Below are 19623 nucleotides of genomic sequence, written 5' to 3' on the forward strand. Positions count from 1 at the left end.
TTCAAACTCGGTGATGGCCTCGAAGCTCTCACCGGACACGGCCGGTTGGGTGAGAATTCGAGGCTCCGGCGCCTGCTTGCTACCGCTCAATGACCGAGTGGGGTTGTACTCCTTGCCTGTTGATCGCGGAGTGAGCAGGGCCATCGCCGGGTGAGATGCGTCCTGTTAGGAACCCGGCGACTTCGGCATCCGCCGCCACGCGGCGCGATGCGGAGATCCCTGTTGGTGAATGTCTGGTACTGCATCGACTCCCGCGACGAGAACGCTCACGCCGGATCTGGGTGAAGCATTGTCGAGCAGACGGGAGTTGGATCGTTGGAGTTGCGGCTGGGTATCGATGTCGCTTGCCGGGCAGCGCACCAGGCCAGCCTGGCCGATGAGCAAGGCAAATTTCTATGGTCAGGTCGCAAGTTCCGCACCACGACCGGTGATCTGCAGCGGCTGTGGTCGATGCTGCCGGCCGGGACCGCCCCCTCGTCGGTCACCGTCATCATGGAGCCCACGCGCAACGCCTGGGTGCCGTTAGCGGCCTGGTTCCGTCGGCAGGGCGCCACCGTGATTCTGGTGCCACCCGAACAATCTGCCGACCTGCGTGACTACTACTGCAAGCACACCAAGTCCGACCGCTTGGACTCGAAAGTCCTTGCCCGGATCCCACTTCTGCATCCCGAGGGCATGCACACCGCGACCGGGCTCGGCCCCGGTGACACGATGCGCAGGGCGGTCAAGCTGCGCTCCAATCTGGTCAAACGCCGCACCAGCATCCTCGCGCGATTGGATGCACTGCTCGAACTCCTCGGGCCCGGCTGGCATGCCGCGCTCGGCGCGGACCTGGCCAACAAGACGCCCTTGCGGTTCCTGGCGCATTACGCGGACCCACACATCGTGATCCGGTTGGGCCGGGCCCGGCTGACACGATTCCTCGCCCGGCATTCTCGCGGCAGCTGGCGCGAGGAGAAAGCCGACCAACTCCTCGCCGCGGCCCGTGAAACGCTCGAGCTCTGGTCTGATGAATTGGACTTCCCGGAGTTGGCCGATGACATCGCGATCGAGGCCCGGCTGGCCTTGCAGCTCACCGAGGAGATCAAGGAACTCGAAACCCGCATCGCGGCACTGCTGGACAAGGCCGACCCGGATGGCATCGTCAGCTCGGCGCCCGGGGTCGGCCCGATTCTCGCAGCCCAGATCCTGGGCCGCTTGGGCGATCCCAACCGCTTCGACTCCCTGGCCGCGATCCGTTCCTTCAGCGGCCTGGTGCCCAAACTCGAATCTTCCGGATTGAGCGGAAGGCACGGTGGACCAACGAAATCCGGAGACGCGTGCCTGCGCGAAGCGCTGTTCATGGCCGCTGAGCAGGCACGGCGCAGCGATCCCTCGCTGGCCGCGAAATACCACCGACTCATGACCGACAGCGGCAAACACCACAACTCCGCGGTCTGCCACCTCTCCACGACCCTGCTCACTCGCATCGCCGCCTGCTGGCGCCGCGGCGAGCACTACGTGATCCGCGATGTCGACGGCAGCCCGCTCACCTCGGAACAGGGCCGCAGGATCGTCGCCGACCGATACACAGTCCCCGCCGACATCCGCGCCGCGCGACGCACCACCAGTGCGAGGACGGGCCGACGACACCAGGAGTCGCACAGCGCTCCACCGATCGGCCCGTCAACAACCAAGGCTACGAGCCTTCCAGCGAGTTGACATCCGTTAGGAACTCAACGGCTCCTGCTACAGGGCCGGCGATTTCGCGAAAGTGCTACTCGGTGCCCGTCACCAGCGGATCACGCCCTACACGCCTCGGCACAACGGGAAAGTCGAGCGCTATAACCGGATCCTGGCCGAGGAATTCCTCTACGCCCGCGAGTGGACCTCAGATCTGCAGCGCCAGCAGGCGCTGCAGATCTGGAACATCCACTACAACTATCATCGACCGCATTCGGCCGCCGGAAACCAGCCACCAGCAAAGCGACTCCACGCTGGCGTCACCAACGTCCAGGCCTCATACAGTTAGCCTCAATACCGTTTACTTGGCCCCGTGAATCCTGAAGCTGGCCCCAGCCGCAAAGTAGCGGGCGTGTCGTCCGGTGAGTCGCCCATAGCGTCACCGCCCGACCTGCGGATTCCAGGCCCCGTCGGCCCGGATATCCGGGCCTAGTGCCACGTCAGGCAACCTTCGAGCGTCGCCTCGATGCGAGTTATCGGAGACGGGTCACACCTGTGATCTTGTTTGTCGGTCCTACGCCGGTTCATGAAGGCCAACTCCACGCACCCGACCTATCAGGCCATGATCGAACTCGGCCGCGCCCAGAAAACAGTGTTGTGCCGAATTTCGGGATGGCACTGGCATTCTCGTCCCGCGGTGTCGGTGCCCGCTGGGATACTTCCGGCATGGGGATCGAGGCTGTCGGGGGAAACGCGCCAGTAGCGCATCACGTAGACGGGTCCGGCTGGTGAGCGCCCGGCGCGGCCGCGCGCGGCCTGGGCGCTACCGGTCCATGCACGTCCACGGCTCCACAGTCTGTCGCCGGGGCCGATCCTGGCCGCTCTCGCGGCGATCGTGGGTGTGCCGGCCCTCATCGTGATCGCATTGGTCGTCACCCACGCTCACGTCCCCCGCACGGACAACGCGCCGACGACGCAGGCGACCACCGCACGCCTGGTGGCGCCGGAACCTGCCCCGACAGAGGCACCGGCGCCGCCTTGCTACCCGTTCCAGATGTCTTGCTGATCGCGGGAAGCTACGCAGCGTTCCACGTCGGCGTTCATCGAACGCGCGGCTGCTCTCCTCGGCTGATCGCTTCCGCCATCTGCGTCAGCTGTGGTTCGCCGATGCCGTCGATTTCCCGCACGAGAAGGCGTTTCACGACTTCCACGGGTTGCCGGGCGGACCGGCGGTAGACCTTATCGGCCGCGGCCTGAAGGTTGTCGCGCATCTGCGCTTCCAGGGCCTTTGCGGCGTCGCGGGGGTCGTAGTTCTGTGTCGCCATCTCTCACATCCGGGTCAGCGCCTAACGGGTGAGGTGATCGTAAGAGCGCAGACCGACATCGCGGAAAGACCGCGACTAGGAGCGGGTGATCCATCGCCACGAGCGTTTCAGATCTTTGAGCACACGCCGCGCGCCTGGCCCCCACGACAGGATGCTTACCCCCCGGATAACGGTCTGTTATCACGAGTATCGTCAGATCCGGCCTGCGGCGATGCCGTCGCGGCGACGACACGACCCGGCCCCGTTATCCGGGGCAAAGCGGAGAGGTGGACCCGATGGCGGCGACCGTGACCCGGATCCACACCGCCGCGCCCCGCACTGTGCGCGGATCGGCCGAGGCGTTCCTGGACACCATCGAGCCCGGCAACACCCGCCGCGCCTACGGCATCGCGGTCGTCAAGACCGCCGACCACCTCGACGGCCGCGATCCAGACGGACTGCCCGACCCCAGCCGGGCCCTGGACTCGGTCACCGACGACGAGATCGGCGCAGCCTCGAATCTGGCCCCGGAATCCTGAAGCTGGCCCCGGCCCCAAAGTAGGTTCGCGCTCAGTGTGATTCGTCTACTGTTGCCGGGCGTGCGTCAGGAGTGGTCGACCGAGGATTTGATCGGGTGGTGGACGCTGGTCGGGAGGACTGGCGGCTGGTGGGCAACAAGTCGGGTGCGACTCGCCTGGGTTTCAGCTTGCTGCTGAAGTTTTTCGAACTCGAGGGCCGAAAGTGGGACAGAGCCATTAACTGACACACCCGCCATCGGTGGGAGCAGGACTCCAGGGTGCCGCCGCTACAGTTCGGGCACTTGTTGTGTGGAGAAGAGACGGGGTCATGATAATCGACCAGCTCGAGGTGTCGTATGGCGAACAGTGGGGTTCGTGGCGCGGGACCGCTCATCCGACGCCGATGTCATCGACGGTCGCGGCGCGCAGACACGATCTCGGCGACTCCTACGCGGTGTTGCTGGCCGCGCACGAACGTCCGCTGCTGCGGGCCGAGTACTGGGGGAAGGACTGGGCGGCGCGGCAGCCGTGGCGGGTGTTTCTGTTCGACGACAGGTCCTTCGAGGTGCGGCTGCTCGAGTTGGAGCCGCACTCCGAGGGATGGTTGCGCATCGGTCGCGAGACGCGGTGGGAGTATGCCGACGCGGATCAGTACAGGTCAAGACAGGGCGAGGAAAGCACATCTGCCCCAGCAGACGAATTCCTGGTTCCGGCACCGGCATTCGGCGACTGGCAGGTGTTCGCGCGATTGCTGGTCGCCCAGGGCGACGAGGTCGCCGACTCGGTGACGCTGTGTGATCGCCCTTCCCCTGCGGAGCAGTGGCAGAGCCCGCCGCGCGAGCACATGCCCGAGGATTACCGCCGATTGCTGGCCGAGAGCGGGCCGGGGACTCTCGCCGGCGTGCTGCGTCTGCTCGCGCCGGATGGCCCCGAGGGTTTCGATATGCGTTCAGAGCAACAGCGGCATCCACAGCCGGATCCGGACCCACTGGAGTGGGAGGAACCGAAGGCGCTGTTGTGGGGCGTCTTCGACAGCGGAGAGACCTGTTGGTGGCTGCCCATACGCGACACGCCGAGTCAATGGCTGGTCATTGTGGCGGGCAAGGGATTTCAGCAACTCAACATCAGCACGACCGAATTCCTGCGCCGCTGGGTCGCGGGCGAGCTGGATCTGCCGGTCCTCTCGTTGCCACCGGTGGCCCGCACATGGACGGTGGAACCCGCCGGGCAGCCGGTCACGGTCCCCGACTTGCCCTCGGTCGGTCGAGATCCGCTGGCGCAGTTGGCGACCATCATTGGTCCCGGAGTCGCGCGAACCTACGACTGGTCGCACATCGAACAGGAACTGGGGCTCCCGCTGCCCACCGACTACAAGCGTCTCGCCGAGTCCTACGGCGGCCCTGCTGGATTTCCACCCTTTCTCGGTGTGGAACTCAATGGCATCTTCGTGGCCGATCCGAACGAGCTCGCCTCAGAGCACGAAGGCTACGAACCGACGTTCGAAGATGACTACATGTGGTATGAGGTCGGCTCGGGACGCCAGGGGGGCAGACTGGCGTGTGCCAGTACCGAAGGCCGACAGATCGTAGGTTGGGACACCAGCGGCCCCGACATCGACGCCTGGCCCGTGCTCGACGTCTACACCGGCGAGGTGTTGGCCCGCACCCTCACCGAGTTGCTCGTCGCCGAATTGACCGGCACCGGGCCGGGATTGACCGGATTCGGATCCGGCGACCCGGCCGAAATGGCCCGGCCGATATGGGGTCCCGACAAGCCTTGGTGAACTCACGCACCGACACCCCGAGATCGGCGACCCGGGCGCTGGTGCTGGCGACGTGGGTGAACGACTCGGCGAACTCCGGTAGCCAGCTCATCATCTCCAGCACCATCTCCGGCAGATCCGCCTGCGGCATCATTGCCGTGACCCGGTGCCGCAGGTCGATCAGGCCGGGCGGGTCCGGCAGCGCCGCCAGCGCGGCCACGTGCAGTTTCCCGTCCTCGTCCACCGACGCCGGGGTGTCGTCGCCGAGCCGGGCCGCCAGCTCCCGGTAGGCGGCGTCCAGGTCGTCGCCGAGGTCGGCCAGCAGCTCACGCGGGCTGCCTGGCAGCCCGAGCGCGTTCATCCCGCCGTCGCGTGCTGATGGTGCTCGAGAAGAATCCCCAACGGGGACAACGGAAATTCCCCAGGCGGTTGGGGTTTGAGGTTAGCAGTTAGGTGCGGTGTAGCGGGACGATTGTGGTGTCTGTGGGGATGCTAGGCCGGGCGGCTTCGGGGGTGGTGAGGAGCGCGACGATGGTGATGGCTTCTCCGCAGTGTGGACAGCTGCGAGTGGCTGCCGGCTGGGGTGCGGGCAGGGGCTCACGGGCCGGCTCGGCGGGGATGTTGACAGGGCGTTGGTTGCGTCGGTATTGAGCGGCGCTTTTGCATCGGGCGCTGCAGTAGATGCGGCGAGGGTGGGTTGCGGTGAACTCTGTCCAGCAGACCTGGCAGTTTCGAGTGACCGGCGCTGTTTCAGGAGACACGGGCGTTCACCGCCTTTCGCAGATTCTCGGCGGTTTCGCGGTGGTGGCGCAGTCGGTAGCTGGGTCCGTCGATGCCGACAACGGTTGCCCTGTGCAACAGTCTGTCCAGCATGGCCGCCGCGACTGTCGCGTCTCCGAACGCGGTTGCCCAATCAGCGATTCCGACATTCGTGGTCAAGATCGTGGACGATTTGAGGTAGCGCTGGTTGATCACCTGGAACAGTGCCGAGGCGCCGTCGCCGGGCAGCGGGAGGTAGCCGAGTTCATCGATGACGAGAAGTTTGGGTCCGGCGAAGAACCGCATGCAGGTGTGCCAGCGGCCCTCGAGGGCGGCCTTGTGGCATTTGGCGGCGAGTTCTGCGGCGGTGGTGAAGTAGACACGGTGACCGGCTTCGACCGCGCCGCGGGCCAGGGCGACGGTGAGCATGGTCTTGCCGACTCCGGGCGGGCCGACGAACAACACGTTCGCGGCGTCGTCGAGGAACCGCAGGCTGGCCAGGTCGCGGATGAGTATCTCGTCGACGCCGGGCTGGGCGGAGAAGTCGAAGTCGTTGAGTGTCCAGGGTTCGGGAAGGCAAGCGAACCGCAGCCGAGAGGTGAGCCGGCGTGATTCGGTGGCGGTGACCTCGATCTCGAGCAGCCTCTCCAGGGCCGCGGTGATCGAGATGTTCTCCGACCGCGCGGCGTCGAGGATGCGGGGAAGGGCCTCGGCGGCATCGCCGAGTTTCAGGTAGGACAGGTGAGCGCGCAGCTGCTGATAGCGACGTGCTTCGCTCATCTGCGGGATCGTTTTCTCCAACGGGATTTCGTCCTTACTGTTCTTGTTGTTCAATCGGAACACGTTGCGGGGCAACGGAAAGCCGTGCGGCGGTGGCCGCATAGACGGCGAGATCGATCACCACCTTCTGGGCGGGATCTGCAGAGCCCGAGTGGCCGCGCAGCCGCGCGGACTCGGCCAGAGCGGCCTCCGATATCGGACGCCGGGTCTTGTGGGTGCAGGGTTTGCTCGCATCGAACGCGGCCAGCACCGAGCGCTCCATGGCCACGACATGGCCCTCGTCGCGGACCACTCGCCCGGCGCCGTCGGGAGCGCGCAGGTGCGCGGCGACGATAGCGCCGGAAGAAGTGGCCAGGTGCAGGTGCTCGGCGCCGAGCCGGTGGATCACCGTCACCAGCGCGCCGGGCATGCCGGGTGGAACCGAGTACTGGTTGCCGCGCCAGGCGACCAACCCTTGCGCGGTGACCTTGCGCTGTTCACGGACCTCAGCGGGATAGGCCGATGGTGCTGGACGCAGCGATTCGGCCGCGGCCAGCTCACCGACGGTGGTGCGGTGTCCGTCGCGGACGCGTTTGCGGCTGTCCAGACGCGCGCAGAGCCGATCCAGCGCAACCTGGGCCTCGGCGATCGAGACGTCATCGCCGATGGTGCGCCACCATCGTTGCGCTGCAGCATGATTGGACTTCTCCACCACTCCTTTGCGGTTGCCGTGGCGAGGTGGGCAGATATCGATACCGACCGAATAGTGTTTCGCGACACCGGAAAACGCCGGGGTGATCCGCCCCGACTCCGGGTAACAGACCGTGGACATCCGGTCGAATCGCCACCGTCTCGTCACCCCACCCAATCGGATAGTGACCTGGTCGAGCGCTTCGACCAGGTGGGCGAAGTCCTCGGCCGGCGCCAAGACGCCGCGCCACAAACTCGAATGAGCCAACGCGCCGACCAGCAGATGCGCATGCCGCCCGGATCCCCAGCGCGCCGGTGGATCCGGCAACTCCACCCAATCCCACTGTGTTTCCTCACCGGGAGGGTGCGCGATGATCGCGACATCACGGCCCCGGGCTGCGTGGCAGGGCTCGCAGTGCGGGCGAAGCTCCAGCTTCCGGATCGCCGTGGTCAACGATTGATACGAGCCGGTGAACCCCAGCGCCACGATCTCGTCGAACAGCGTCGACGCCCACAAATGCGGGTCGTCGGCCAACCGGATCCGGCAGTAGTCGATGAACGGATCGATCAGCAACGGTGCCGTCCGGACCCGCTAGCCCGGCACACGCTCACCATTCAGATAAGCGCGAACCGTCTTGCGGTCCAACCCCGTATGCCGAGCGATCGCCGATATCGACCACCCCTGATCACGAAGTGCATGCACTTCCACATCGCCCTCCAGCGACAGCATCCACAGCCTTCCCTCATCAGCACCACGAACGACTCCGCGGATGATGAGCGACGCCGCAGCAACCAGCACACGAAATGCACCGGACACCAACAGGACAGGGAAACCGCCTGGGGAATTTCAGCTAGCAGCACTGAGGAAAATCAACGAGCGCCATCACCCGATCGCGGTACCTCGGCATGAACCACGGCACCAGCCACGATCACGGGCTCAACCTGTAACCGTTCCCCAGTTCCGAAGCGCTGTGCGCCTCCCCTCACGGGGAGCCTTGCCACCCAAATCCCAAGCTGCGGGGTTCCGCATAGGGCGTGATTCTTACCAGCACCCCAGGCAGAGTGCGCGATCATTTTCCGGCACCGCAGCACATGCCAGCTCGCTTCCCAACCAGGGGAGGCCGCTCACAACCCGTTGTGCAAGACGGTCGCCTATCGTCTCGGATCGGGCCCGTGAGATAGGCCCCGGGCCCGCCTACCGGATACCCCCGTGTTCGCTGGCGCCCGAAGGAGATCGGACCGAATCTCCGGCTCACCACTCCGGTCCCGCCCCCGACGGAGCGAGACCGTGGAGAAGCGGCTCCCCCGCCCCCACATTTCGCTACTGGGGGAGCCGCCGCCACGGCCGGGCCGCCGCGCCATCGATGGAAGAGATCGAGCATGGACATTCAAGGCATCATCAGCTTGCTGCTCAGTGCGGGCAGCAGTGTTCTCAGCCTCGGAAGCAGTGTGTTGAGCCTGTGACCACTTTCCGACGCTCAGGCTCCGGACCGCCTCGATAACGCATTGCGGCCTCCTGGACGAGGAGTTGGTGCCCTTCTATCGGTCGATGCCGCCATCGCGGCCGCGTTCGCGGCGCTGCTGTGGCCCGCGCTGCGGCCGCTTCGGCGACGGCTGCTGTGGGCCGGTGGTCTTCCCGGGTGTGGGCTGTGTGGCTCGCTGCGCGCGGGCGATGCGGATCTGGTTCTCGATGGTGCCGCGGTCATGACCGTCGACGACGGCCGCAGACCGCATCGCGGCCGCCCACGCCGGGGAGCCCTCAGTCTTGTCGTAGGGCTGGTCGGGATCGATGCCGTCGCGACGCATGTGGATCTCGGTCAGCGCCTTGCGGGCCTGGCTGGCCATCGCCGCCGCGGCCGCCGCCCGCCCGGCCGGCCGTGTCCAGGCTCGCCTGCACGGTCATCATCAACTCGGTCAGCGCGTAGATCAGCGCCAGACCGGCCGCCTCCGGATTCGACGCCGCCCACAACATCCGCGCCACCGACCGGATGTTCCCCTTCTCCGTACCGGTGTGGCGGCGACGTTCGCGGGCCGGGATCCGGCCTGCGCGAGCCAGCTGCCGCGACAACCGGTCCAGCGGCCCAGGTTTGCGTTCGGTCCGCGCCGACGCCGCAGCGAACAGACCCGACGTCTGAGATGCCACCTGCGCCCGGCCGGCGCGATCGGTGACCGGGATCCGGGAGACCATGTCGCTCAACTGCCGCAGCTCCTCGATCGCCTCCTTCTCCGACCGCGGCTCCACCGCCTTCGGCCGCGCCCCCGAGCCGACCGTGATGCGCCGCCACTCGGCCAGCGCCTCCTCCCGCGCCGATACCGACTGATCCCACGGCGCCCACGACCGAATCGCAGCCAGCGTCATGTCCCGCCCGAGCCGACCACCGCCGTAGCGAATCGACTTCTCCCACTTGTCGGTCGTCAAATTGCGCTGCGCCGGCAATCGCACCGAACCGGCTCCCGCAACAGCATTCGCGATCTGGTTTCACCGTACACGCGAAAACTGTTGTACTGGAGAGTATTTCGAAGGCGCCAGCCGATCCCATCGCGAGGTCATGCGGGCTGCTCGGGGTGCCCGGCCGGGATCGGCGCGGCGGTCGACAGTGGTCCGGGAGTTCGGGCGACGGTGCGATCACGAAGTTCCAGTCCTGATAGGTCGGCCGCTAAGGGCCGGCGGGCGGCATCGGCTGACTGTCGAGCGTGGACGAGATGCGTCCGGATTTCCTGCGGCGAAACCTGGAGGCGCCGGGCCACACATGTCGACTCATCTGCAGCGGGTCCCCGCAGCGCGAAGGGACAATGGGGTGCTGCTCGAGAATCGACGCCGGCCGCGTGTCACGATGTCGCGAACGCGGGCGTTGCGAGGTATCAGGGCGGGCAAAGCGGCAGCAGAATTGTTGGGTCGCATGCCCTGGCACAGGGTATCCCTGATGAGGTACCCGAGGTCCTGAGCTCAAGTTAGACGTCGTCGAAACGGACCATCAGCAGGTTGAAGGAGATGGTCCAGCTACCTGCCTCCCCAGGGAGCTTGAGAGGCCGGAGCGACGGGTGCCCGCGACGCGGCCTGTTCAATGAAACCTCGCGCGCGACACGCGGTTTGGTCGCGTTGCCCCGGGCATCACCACTCCCACACCTGTGAGGTGCACCACACTCTGGTCAGTCTGATGGGGCGCACTCGTCGGCATGTTTGACCAAGGGACGGAGGGCGCAGAGTTGCATTTCGAAACGCGGTGGTCAAGTCGCCGTAGCCGGGTGTATCGGAGGAGTTCGTGGAGGGAAACATCCGGGGTCAGTCGAAGTAGGCGACCGATGAGACGCGGTGCCGACCCCTCGCGGTCTACCGCCGCCCACCCTTGGGCAACGGCGGTGTGTCGGCGGTTGCCCACGCATCGCGTGCTCCTCAATACACGGCGTTCGCATCCTGCAGCCTGATCGGAGGGTGCGAGATCCATGGCAATAGAGATTCCTCACAAGGTAGCGTTGTTTCTCAATTTCGCTGGGGTGCCCTATCCCGATATAAACGAGGACCAAGTGCGCGCGCTGGGCAAACATGTAAGGACCTTCGCGAATAGCGTGGCCGACACTCACGCCAGCGCAACCGGCGTTATCAAAGATATGGGTAACGTCTACTCTGGCTACTCCTACCGGGCGCTAGTTGCGGCATGGGCGCAGATGTCGAAGTCTCATATGGCCGATCTCGACGCGGCATGTCGGGTGGTTGCTGACGCTCTGGATGCGGCTGCTGTGGTCATCAGGGTGACCAAGATCGCGGTCCTTGCCGAACTTGCTGGATTGGCAGCGAGTTTCGCGGCTGCGACGGCCGGATCAATCGTAACCGGCGGTCTGTCGGCTGCAATCGAACAGGCGATTGTTACAGCTGCACGCAAGATTTGCGAGGTCATGGAACAGGCGCTGATCGCGTACATTCTGTTCGAAGTCATCGAGAAGGCGATGGAGCCGCTCCGGGATGTAATCGACCGTATCGTTCGCGGAATAGTGGACGAGGCAGCGGGGCACTTGCTTGAGCCTCCGCCGGGTCAGGCCGAACACGTGCTGTATATCGAGCCCGACGAGGTCATCAACCACGCTCAAACCCTCGAGATGTTGGCGGACGACATGCTACAACACGCGTCGAATTTTGCTAAGAAGGTTGCGGCGCTCGACTTCACATCCCGCGCGTTTGACGATAGCGCGGATGTTGGACCCGCCGTCCTGGATCCGTCCGGACACGCCACATCCCAGCAGATTCCGCACTCCCGTCCCACTGCGCTCACGAGCTCTGCTCTCCACACAGCTCCGCCCAATGCGCTGAACACGGACTCGAACGCTTCCGAATCTCCGCGCGACCACGTTGGCGCGGGCACGGCCCACAGGGAGACCGACGCCTCCCAGTCCCAGGTTCATCATCCTCGAGCCGTCGCCCCTACGGCGCGTTCGGAGGTTCCATCGAACGGCAATTTCGATGATGTGCGCCCGAATTCGGCGACGACCGGTGACACATCCGACAGACGCATCGGGCCGGCGACAGCAAATCCTGGTGGTGCCTCCAGCTCCGGAGATGTCGTGGCAAGTGCAGAGTCTATCGGGCAGGTGATGGCGAACCCACCCGATACCACACAGCCGGGCCACGGCGATACGTCGGCGCGTAATGCAGAACAGTGGCCGATGGCTGATCTGAGGGCAGCATCGACTACGGACCAGTTGGGGGGACTCCCGTGGTCGACCGGACAGGATCGGCCGGGTGGTCCTGCCGGGGAGCCAGGTAGCGTCGAAGGCCACCCGGCGCGTGCCGAGTTGAAACCTGGAGTGTCTCCCGAAAGGAAATCCGGTCAAAGCATCACGCCCTGGCGTCGGCGTACTAGTCGACATCGCACCCGAGCAGAGTCCGTCCGCAAGGCTAAACCGAGTGGTCCGACACCATGGACCGGAGGTGGTACTTCACCGAGAACAGAGCCTGCGACGGTCTCGCGACAGGATGGACGATCGACGCCCCGACCGGCCGAAGAGTCGGCGAAGGCTCCGAAAAATGGTGTCGGAGCAAACGCTCCGGACGCCGACCCTATTTTGGAGGAGAGCTTGGGCCAGGCCGGCGCAGTGCAAGCGCCGAAATCGGCACATCAGGAGCGTCCGACAGTCGTGGCGCCGTCGATCTCTGGCGATAAACGTCCAGAACTAAGCCTCGAAAACCTACCGGGGCTGTGACCATCCAGTGTAGGACGTAGATGGGCTCCGTAGTCTAAGCGTCGTTCAGGAGATCATTCAGACTATTCCTCGAACAGATCATGTCCAATCCGGTTTGCAGGTGCGCTGGGAACAGCCCGCTTGACGAGGGCAACCCGTGAACCGATTTTCAGAATAGATAAGGATAATCGACTGTTAGGAGAAGAAGCGGCTTCGATGCTGCGTAAGGCGGCTAGAGAAATGGGGAGGTGGCTTCACGAATTCGGTCGTAACTACCCGAAAGCTGGTTCAGTGCTGCGCGAAGCGGCTGAGGTAACTGTGGAGACGGATGCCGTAACCGCGGAAGCCATTCACTCCGCCCTCCCAGATGTGGCCGTTCGGGAAGTGGATCGAGCTTCGCCCTGGTCGGAAGAGCTTCGGCTACCGGCCCTCGAACGTGAAGGCAATGGGTCTCTCGGCTTCCGGGGTTATCCAAATCCACCGGAGTTCAGAAAAGGGCTACCGCTCGATGCGAAGAGCGCGGCGCCCCATTGGATCACCTACGGCGGACCTGACCGTCAACATGTTCTAGTAGGTACGGTTCATCGCTCTGCCCCAGAGCATCCTCAGACGATAGCGCTGCTTCGGCAAGCCGAGGATTGGATTGGCAGAACAGAAAGTTACGGAGATAATCGCGTAATGTTTATCGAGGGGCGGGTCGGGCGCACGCAAAGAAAGTCCTATAGCAGCATTGAGCACGCTGCCGAAGATGGCGAGATGGCGATGCTGGAGTATTTGGCGGATATCCATGGCATCCGCAAGATCTCTCTGGAGGGAGAACCGGGGTTACAAGAGGCACGTCTCCTGCGGGCAGGAATTCCGCCGCAGAGCCTTGCCCTGCATCATGTACTACGCATGGCACCGCAGGCGGCTCGACGGGGTGAGGACTTCAATTCTCAGATTCCGTCGATATTTCGAGGTTTGCATTTTATGCGAACCGAAGGAATGACTGCTGACGATGCGGTAAACGCGTTCCAAAATATTATGGCTACACATTATCCAGACATGGGATTTCCTCGCAAATTCACCTCCGAGGATGTCGAATGGATAAGTAAGCAGCAATTGGGCAAGCTAGTTGTTCCGCAAGGTGCTCAAACCGAGTTGGAAAGAACAGCAGTAGCGGTCGATCGGACACGACACGATGTCGCGCAAGAATTGTTGGGAAAATTTCAGGCGGCGGGGCGTGCGACCTTTACTGCCTATGGACAAGCCCACATTCCATATATTGTGCCGAAGCTCGCCGCATTCAAGGGGGCATCGACGGTAGCACTGACTGCTTGAATTCCGCCCACGCCGGACCTGCATGAAGAGCAGATACAGCTCGGGCGGATACCCGTTGACCGCTGTGGACGAGGTCGGCTATCTCCCGCTCGAATCCGAAGTTGCGAACCTGTTGTTCCAACTGGTCTGGATCCACTTCGAGCCTGCAAGCCTAACGGTGGCCAGCAACAACCGGTTCGGCTGGTGGCACCTGCTGCCCCACTACGGGCCAAAGCGCCCCGGAAATCTCTCGCCGGCGTCCCAGACGTGACACCGATTGACGCAGCCGTCTTTGTCCTGGAACAGATTGCAGGGCGGAGGATCATGCTATCTGCGCGTGGCCAAAGCAGATCTGCTGAGAGTATCCTGGCGTTCTCAACGCCTGAACGGCCCCGGCCATGCGCCAGCGCATTCAGCGGATGTCTGCGCAGTCGCCGTCGTGGTCGATTGTCACCGCCTCGCGACAGCCAATCTTGCCGCAGAGCCGTGGGGACCTGGGTCGCTACGCCACTGCCCTCGCTTCCGGCAAGCCGCGAAAGTTGAACACACGACGACACCAGTTAAAAGTCTTCTGCTCCAGAATGGCTCTCGTCAATCTATGCAGCGCAGCCGCAGACGGTATTCCGGAGTCGAGTTGAGGTGTCACTGGTGTGACGGATCTTTGTCTCCGGAGGTGGTTCGGTCGGACGGTGCCGTCCCGATCGAAGCCGATATCAGTTCGAACAGACGTTGCCCCGCCTGCTCGTCGCCATCCAAATGCAGAGCGCCGGAGCGCAATGCGGTACTCGGAGTGATCCGCCCGTCCCAGATGGCACGAAGGGTTTCCAGGGTGGCCGTCAAGGTTGCGTCGGGTGTTTCGCTCGCCGCATTGCGACTGATGCGGATCGAACCGTGCGTAATTTCGGCGAGATAGGTGGTGTTGTCGATGCGCATCTCATAGACGTCTCCGAGTTCGCCGCATCGCGCCGACTCGAAGCTCGCCTTGATGCTGAGCAGCAGCGAATCTACGCCGAGGTCGCCCTCCGGCTGTGCGGGAGCCCGACTTCCCCAGCGCCCCAGGTTCAGGAGGATGGGCTCGAGGCCGAGACCCCACTCCGTCAGTTCGTACAGACGCACACGAACCGGGGGTGGCAGATCCCGCCGCTGCACCACCCCACACTCGGTCAGTTCGCGTAGCCGCTGGCTCAATACGTTCGGGCTCACGCCTGGCAGGCCGTCAAGAAGATCGTTGAAACGTTTAGGTCCGAGCAGGAGGTCCCGGACCACCAATAAGGCCCATCGCTCGCCGACTATGTCCAGCGCCCGCGCAACACCGCACGGATCCCGATAGCTACGCATGCGGTCAGGTTATCGCCTCCTATTCAAGGATTAATACTTGTTTTTTAGGAGTGAAGAAGTCTACCTTGAGATCATGAGTCTCTCCCCCACCCAGGCCGGACGCTTGCCGCAGGGCGATGTGAGCCTGCTTGACACCCCCGTAGCTCAGGAACTGCTCACCAGCACCTCCCTCGCGCGACTGGCCTATATCGGTAAGGACGGCACCCCGCGCTTGATCCCGGTCAACTTCTTGTGGGACGGCCACGAGGTGGTCGTCGGCGCGTTCGGTGATACCTACAAGATCCGCGACCTGCGCGCTCGCCCGGATGTCGCGATCACCATCGACACTGCCGATAAGCCGCCGCGGGTACTGATGCTGCGCGGGCCGGTCACCCTGACGGAGGTCGAAGGTGTGTTGCCGGAGTACGTCACCATGCAGCGCCGAGAGATGGGCGACGAGGCGGGTGACGCCTACATCGAGGCGATCGATCAGCCGGGGCTCCGGATGGTCCGGATCGGTCTACGCCCGACCTGGGTCGCGGTTTTGGATTTTCGGGAGCGGTTTCCCGCTGTGGCGCCCGAATCGGTCGTGGCCGCTTTCCGAGCCGGTAGATAGCTGCCGGTAGATAGCTGTTGCGATTTCTTACCGGTGGCGTGGATCGTCGTCCACACCACCGGGATACGGCTCGGCTGCGCCGGTTATCTTGCTGGGGTTGGTCACCGAATAAATCCCAGCTATCTCGCTCCGGTCAGGTGAGAGATCGAATACCACCGCCGCCACGGGGATGCCGCCGGAGAACACCAATGCGCATCCGTCTCCGGAGACCGATCGATACTGGACACTCATTTCGTGTCGATAGTTGGCTGTAATCGCAGCGAACGCGGCCAAGACCGCGTCACGCCCGCGCACCGGCTGCAGACTGTAAGCAGGGCCAACCCCTCCACTGTCGGTCCATAGCGTCACATCCGGTGCGAGTAGCTGGAAAAGGGCTTCCATGTCGCCACCGACTGCGGCGGCTACGAACCGCTCCGCAACTTCAAGCCCCACTTCTGGGGCGACGCGACGCCGCGGTCGGCGAGCTTGCACGTGTTTGCGGGCGCGACTGGAGAGCTGTCGCACGGCCTCAGGGCGGCGGCCGATCATGTCGCCGATTTCGGGGTGGCTGAATCCGAATACCTCGTGCAGAACGAATACCGCGCGCTCGAGTGGCGATACGGTTTCCAATACGACCAGCACGGCCGTACTCAGCGACTGCACGCGCTCGATCGAATCGGAGGCATCCTCGGTGCCGGCCAGCAGTGGCTCCGGAAGCCATGGGCCGACATAGGTCTCCCGGCTCCGGCTGAGTTCCGCACGGCGAGCAAGCGCCTTGTTGGCCGCTATTCGAATGAGATACGCGCGACGGTTCTCCACCGGAGCCGCATCTGCGCCGCGGCATCTGGCCGCCCAGGCGAGCCATACCTCCTGGAGAACGTCTTCGGTGTCACTGACGCTTCCCAGCATGTTGTAGACCACCGAGAACAGCAGCTCATGGTGGTCGAGGAATTGCGCGGTGACTTCATCCGGATGTAGTGGCGACATCGGCTACCTCCTTGTTCCCTTCCAGGGAGTCTGTCGATCCCGCGTGTGTGACATCCAACCGTCATTTTGTGATGCGTATCACAATTCGAGCTTTGGTGTCACGGCTGCGCGCATCGAACCGCTCTGTGTTGTCGCCGAATGATTCTGCGGATGAATCAGAACGGTCGACATTGCAGGGCCTAGATCGGAGGACACAGTGACCGAGACGAACATGCCCGAGCGCGCTCTGCTCGTGCGCCACGACGAAGCTGAGAGGCTGGACACGATGGGAGTGCGACTGTACGCCGACCACACAACAACCGGCGGCACGATGAGCGCTAACCGCACATTCCTCGCTCCTGGGGTGGAAGGACCGCCGCCGCACTACCACACCACCTCAGCGGAGTTGTTCTACGTACTCGACGGCAAGCTACGGGTACTCGCTGGAGAAGAAATCGTAACCGTGGGTGACGGCGACTTCCTTCTCATCCCTCCTCACATGGTGCACGCCTGGGCGGCGCCAGCGGACTCGTCGGCTGACGTACTGATCGTTTTCACCCCAGGCATAGAGCGGTTCGAGTATTTTCGCCTCGGCGAACGCATACGCCGAGGCGAAGCGAGTCCGACCGAAATTCTCGATACTCAAGAACGATTCGACAACTACTTCACCGACAGCCAGATCTGGCGCCATGCGCAACACCATGACAACCGCCCACATCTGGAAGGAAGTCAACAGCGTGCGCAGTTTCTGTCCAGCGCTGTCCTGCAGCCACAAGCGAATCCACCGGCAGGAGCGCTCGACGAAGGTGCCGAGGACGGCGAGAAGTCATGACCGTCGCTGGCATCGTGGTGTCGGCGCTGTTGATCGTGGTATTCGTACGGTCGGCACTGCCAAAGATTCGCAGATCTGAGTCGGTCAGCGTTACCGCCCAGCATCTGGACGTGCCTGTCGCGATGATGTATGGGGTCGGATACCTTGAAATACTCGGTTCTGTCGGTCTCGCGGCCGGAATGGCCTTCGCGCCCTTCGGCATTGCCGCAGCCGGCTCGTTGGCCCTGTTGATGCTCGGCGCGACCGGGTCTCATCTACGGGTTCGTGACTACGCTACGTCGGCCGCACCGCTGCTGATAGCCGCTGTGGCAGCGGCTTTGGTCGCAATCAACTGCTTTCGTGTCTGAGGCAGGCGGTCGAGCCGGTCGGCGGCGTTGACGAGCGCGAATGCAGTAGACGCGGGCACGCCGGGTGGGGATGGTTTCCAGGACCGGCTCGGTCGATCCGCAGAGAGTGTTCGTGCAGCAGTGCGGATCCGGGTCGCGGTCGCGCCATCGAGTCCGTCTCTCCCCTTCGCTCAGAAACAGAGTCGCAACATATCGCGGCAGACCGGATTTCATCTTGCCCCGGATAACGGCTGTTATCCGGGGCAAGCATATCGGTTCACAGCCACACCACGGTCCAGCTCGAAAGCGAAACCTGCTCTAGCGAGCCCTCTTCCCGACGTGTGCCCGAAAGTCGGCCGATAATACGACGGCCCTGGGTGTAAGTGCCGGAGAAATCAGGCCCGCCACCTGGCCAACATTTCGCCGAATTCTTCTTTTGACACGAGTGGCCAGCCATTGCCGGGCTCATGCCATAGACGCATCATTGGATGAAGTCGCTCGACGGCGTTTCCGATCGGCTGTGGATCTCTAGGATTGCACACCAAAGCTAATGCTCTCCAATGCTCCATCTGGCGGTAATGTTGTAAGCTACTCTCTGGATTCGCGGGAACAAATGAGGTCAGGCGCTTATGTGCCATGCGGTCGGCAGCGGCACGAACCTCAGGCGGAATTCCCAGTTGGCGATTGGTTGCCGCGCGAATGCCGTGCACGAGATCGCCAGCACCGGCGAACTCCCAATCAATTACTGTGGATTTCGTAGGAGATCTCGAAATTGCGTTTGCAAAATGTATGTCATTATGACTTGGCACTGCAGGATCAGTGCGGGTCACGTCGGCTTTCATATACTGCGACGGTGGCCCTAGCCCGAGTTCTTCCGCGTTTGCCCGCATATGGGCCGGCATATTGCGGAACGCTCGATCGGCGTAGGAGATATTTGCTCGCTGCCACTCGGCGACACTCCCCTGGAGCTCTGGCGGCAGCCGGCCTCGTTTCGCAAGCAACTCCATTTGATCTACAATATCCGGGAACCATGTCATGAAATTCGGATCTCGGAGCGGTCTCGCCTCTCCGGGAACCCAGCCGCTTATCATGAATTCTCTGCCACTCACGGGATCGGTTCCAGCATAGAGGATCTTAGCACCTTCGAGGCCACAGTCATCCGCCATCTGCATGGCATCCTTCAGAGGCATCTGCTTTCGTAGGAAAGTCTCGGTCCGCTTATCGTTCTCGCTGTCGACCCGTACGACGCCACGTCCCAGGCTCGTTTCCACTACTCTTAATTCACTATGGTTGCTTCGAAGGGCGTTTTCATGGGTCGACATAGACCGGTGAAGCAGAGTGCAGGCTTCGTCTTCGGACAGTGTTTTCTGGGGTCTACGGGAAACTCTTTGACTACTGCGCTTGATTTCGCTGTCGGCTGCGCGTTCAGTTTCGGCCTCCCCTTCTTCGCGGAGGGCAGTCGATCGATTGTGGATACCGCGGCCTGCTAAGAGATCTTGGCCGCTTGCTGCTTCGGCAGAATTGACAACCTCCTGCCCGGATTTCCGGGAGAACGCGGCCCACTTAGCGCCGATGACTTCGGAATCGTTCTTGAAGCTGGTGGCCACGCCGAGTAGCTCATGTGCAACGGCATTGATCGGCTCCGGCAATGTTCGACTT

At 63.4% G+C, this 19623-nt stretch carries 17 protein-coding genes and 2 pseudogenes; 10 read left to right on the plus strand and 9 right to left on the minus strand.

Going from position 1 to position 19623, the window contains the following annotated elements; translation table 11 throughout:
* The first annotated feature begins 315 nt into the window (after positions 1 to 315).
* Complete coding sequence (locus IRT45_RS30730) at positions 316 to 1701, plus strand: IS110 family transposase (RefSeq protein ID WP_228535572.1); 1386 nt, start codon at positions 316 to 318, stop codon at positions 1699 to 1701.
* 16 nt (positions 1702 to 1717) lie between these two features.
* Positions 1718 to 2011, plus strand: a pseudogene (locus tag IRT45_RS30735) (integrase core domain-containing protein); the annotation flags it as partial.
* Between the two features lie 751 nt (positions 2012 to 2762).
* On the opposite strand, the gene IRT45_RS30740 reads toward IRT45_RS30735, so the two are convergent.
* On the minus strand, positions 2763 to 2987 hold the full coding sequence (locus IRT45_RS30740; RefSeq protein WP_194809309.1) for a hypothetical protein: 225 nt from the start codon (positions 2985 to 2987) through the stop codon (positions 2763 to 2765).
* A 275-nt stretch (positions 2988 to 3262) separates the two neighbouring features.
* On the opposite strand from IRT45_RS30740, the gene IRT45_RS30745 reads away from it, so the two are divergent.
* A complete protein-coding gene (locus IRT45_RS30745) occupies positions 3263 to 3505 on the plus strand; it encodes a hypothetical protein (RefSeq protein ID WP_194809310.1) in 243 nt (80 codons plus the stop codon).
* Between the two features lie 307 nt (positions 3506 to 3812).
* The gene (locus IRT45_RS30750) at positions 3813 to 5267 is read left to right on the plus strand and encodes a hypothetical protein (RefSeq protein WP_194809311.1); all 1455 of its coding nucleotides are present in this window, start codon (positions 3813 to 3815) and stop codon (positions 5265 to 5267) included.
* Here the strand turns inward: IRT45_RS30750 and IRT45_RS30755 are convergent.
* From IRT45_RS30755 to IRT45_RS30775, 5 genes and pseudogenes are all read right to left on the minus strand, one after another.
* Positions 5152 to 5607 carry a hypothetical protein gene (locus IRT45_RS30755; RefSeq protein WP_194809312.1) on the minus strand — a complete coding sequence of 152 codons (456 nt, stop codon included), beginning with the start codon at positions 5605 to 5607 and terminating at the stop codon, positions 5152 to 5154. The two genes, IRT45_RS30750 and IRT45_RS30755, sit on opposite strands and share 116 nt — an antisense overlap.
* A gap of 389 nt (positions 5608 to 5996) precedes the next feature.
* Positions 5997 to 6785: an IS21-like element helper ATPase IstB gene (istB, locus tag IRT45_RS30760; RefSeq protein WP_194809313.1), complete on the minus strand. Its 789-nt coding sequence runs from the start codon at positions 6783 to 6785 to the stop codon at positions 5997 to 5999.
* A gap of 34 nt (positions 6786 to 6819) precedes the next feature.
* A pseudogene (locus IRT45_RS30765) lies at positions 6820 to 8184 on the minus strand (transposase).
* 809 nt (positions 8185 to 8993) lie between these two features.
* On the minus strand, positions 8994 to 9260 hold the full coding sequence (locus IRT45_RS30770; RefSeq protein WP_194809314.1) for a hypothetical protein: 267 nt from the start codon (positions 9258 to 9260) through the stop codon (positions 8994 to 8996).
* Positions 9214 to 9897 (minus strand): hypothetical protein, encoded by a 684-nt coding sequence (locus tag IRT45_RS30775; RefSeq protein WP_194809315.1) that lies wholly within the window; start codon positions 9895 to 9897, stop codon positions 9214 to 9216. Before IRT45_RS30775 ends, IRT45_RS30770 begins: the two co-directional genes overlap by 47 nt.
* Before the next feature lie 1001 nt (positions 9898 to 10898).
* On the opposite strand from IRT45_RS30775, the gene IRT45_RS30780 reads away from it, so the two are divergent.
* The 3 genes from IRT45_RS30780 to IRT45_RS30790 all read left to right on the plus strand — a co-directional run bounded on the left by IRT45_RS30780 (position 10899) and on the right by IRT45_RS30790 (position 14199).
* Positions 10899 to 12650: a hypothetical protein gene (locus IRT45_RS30780; protein ID WP_194809316.1), complete on the plus strand. Its 1752-nt coding sequence runs from the start codon at positions 10899 to 10901 to the stop codon at positions 12648 to 12650.
* 195 nt (positions 12651 to 12845) lie between these two features.
* Positions 12846 to 13949 (plus strand): hypothetical protein, encoded by a 1104-nt coding sequence (locus tag IRT45_RS30785; RefSeq protein WP_194809317.1) that lies wholly within the window; start codon positions 12846 to 12848, stop codon positions 13947 to 13949.
* Positions 13950 to 14013: 64 nt separating this feature from the next.
* A complete protein-coding gene (locus IRT45_RS30790) occupies positions 14014 to 14199 on the plus strand; it encodes an ATP-binding protein (RefSeq protein WP_375540172.1) in 186 nt (61 codons plus the stop codon).
* 371 nt (positions 14200 to 14570) lie between these two features.
* On the opposite strand, the gene IRT45_RS30795 is transcribed toward IRT45_RS30790, so the two are convergent.
* Complete coding sequence (locus IRT45_RS30795; protein ID WP_194809319.1) at positions 14571 to 15266, minus strand: winged helix-turn-helix transcriptional regulator; 696 nt, start codon at positions 15264 to 15266, stop codon at positions 14571 to 14573.
* Positions 15267 to 15339: 73 nt separating this feature from the next.
* Between IRT45_RS30795 and IRT45_RS30800 the strand changes: the two genes are divergently transcribed.
* Positions 15340 to 15861: a pyridoxamine 5'-phosphate oxidase family protein gene (locus tag IRT45_RS30800; RefSeq protein ID WP_194809320.1), complete on the plus strand. Its 522-nt coding sequence runs from the start codon at positions 15340 to 15342 to the stop codon at positions 15859 to 15861.
* Between the two features lie 27 nt (positions 15862 to 15888).
* On the opposite strand, the gene IRT45_RS30805 is transcribed toward IRT45_RS30800, so the two are convergent.
* Positions 15889 to 16827 (minus strand): sigma-70 family RNA polymerase sigma factor, encoded by a 939-nt coding sequence (locus tag IRT45_RS30805; protein ID WP_194809321.1) that lies wholly within the window; start codon positions 16825 to 16827, stop codon positions 15889 to 15891.
* A gap of 196 nt (positions 16828 to 17023) precedes the next feature.
* Here IRT45_RS30805 and IRT45_RS30810 point away from each other — a divergent pair, with 196 nt between their 5' ends.
* Together IRT45_RS30810 and IRT45_RS30815 are read left to right on the plus strand one after the other, a co-directional pair.
* Positions 17024 to 17638: a cupin domain-containing protein gene (locus tag IRT45_RS30810; protein WP_309241228.1), complete on the plus strand. Its 615-nt coding sequence runs from the start codon at positions 17024 to 17026 to the stop codon at positions 17636 to 17638.
* Positions 17635 to 17985, plus strand: a complete 351-nt coding sequence (locus IRT45_RS30815) for a DoxX family protein (protein WP_194809322.1) — start codon at positions 17635 to 17637, stop codon at positions 17983 to 17985. The genes IRT45_RS30810 and IRT45_RS30815 overlap by 4 nt, the downstream gene beginning before the upstream one ends.
* A gap of 374 nt (positions 17986 to 18359) precedes the next feature.
* Here the strand turns inward: IRT45_RS30815 and IRT45_RS37885 are convergent, their stop codons facing one another.
* Positions 18360 to 19571 carry a phosphotransferase gene (locus tag IRT45_RS37885; RefSeq protein WP_309241229.1) on the minus strand — a complete coding sequence of 404 codons (1212 nt, stop codon included), beginning with the start codon at positions 19569 to 19571 and terminating at the stop codon, positions 18360 to 18362.
* Positions 19572 to 19623: the final 52 nt, after the last annotated feature.

The sequence above is a fragment of the Nocardia sp. BSTN01 genome (assembly GCF_015354405.1).
Taxonomy (GTDB): Bacteria; Actinomycetota; Actinomycetes; order Mycobacteriales; family Mycobacteriaceae; genus Nocardia.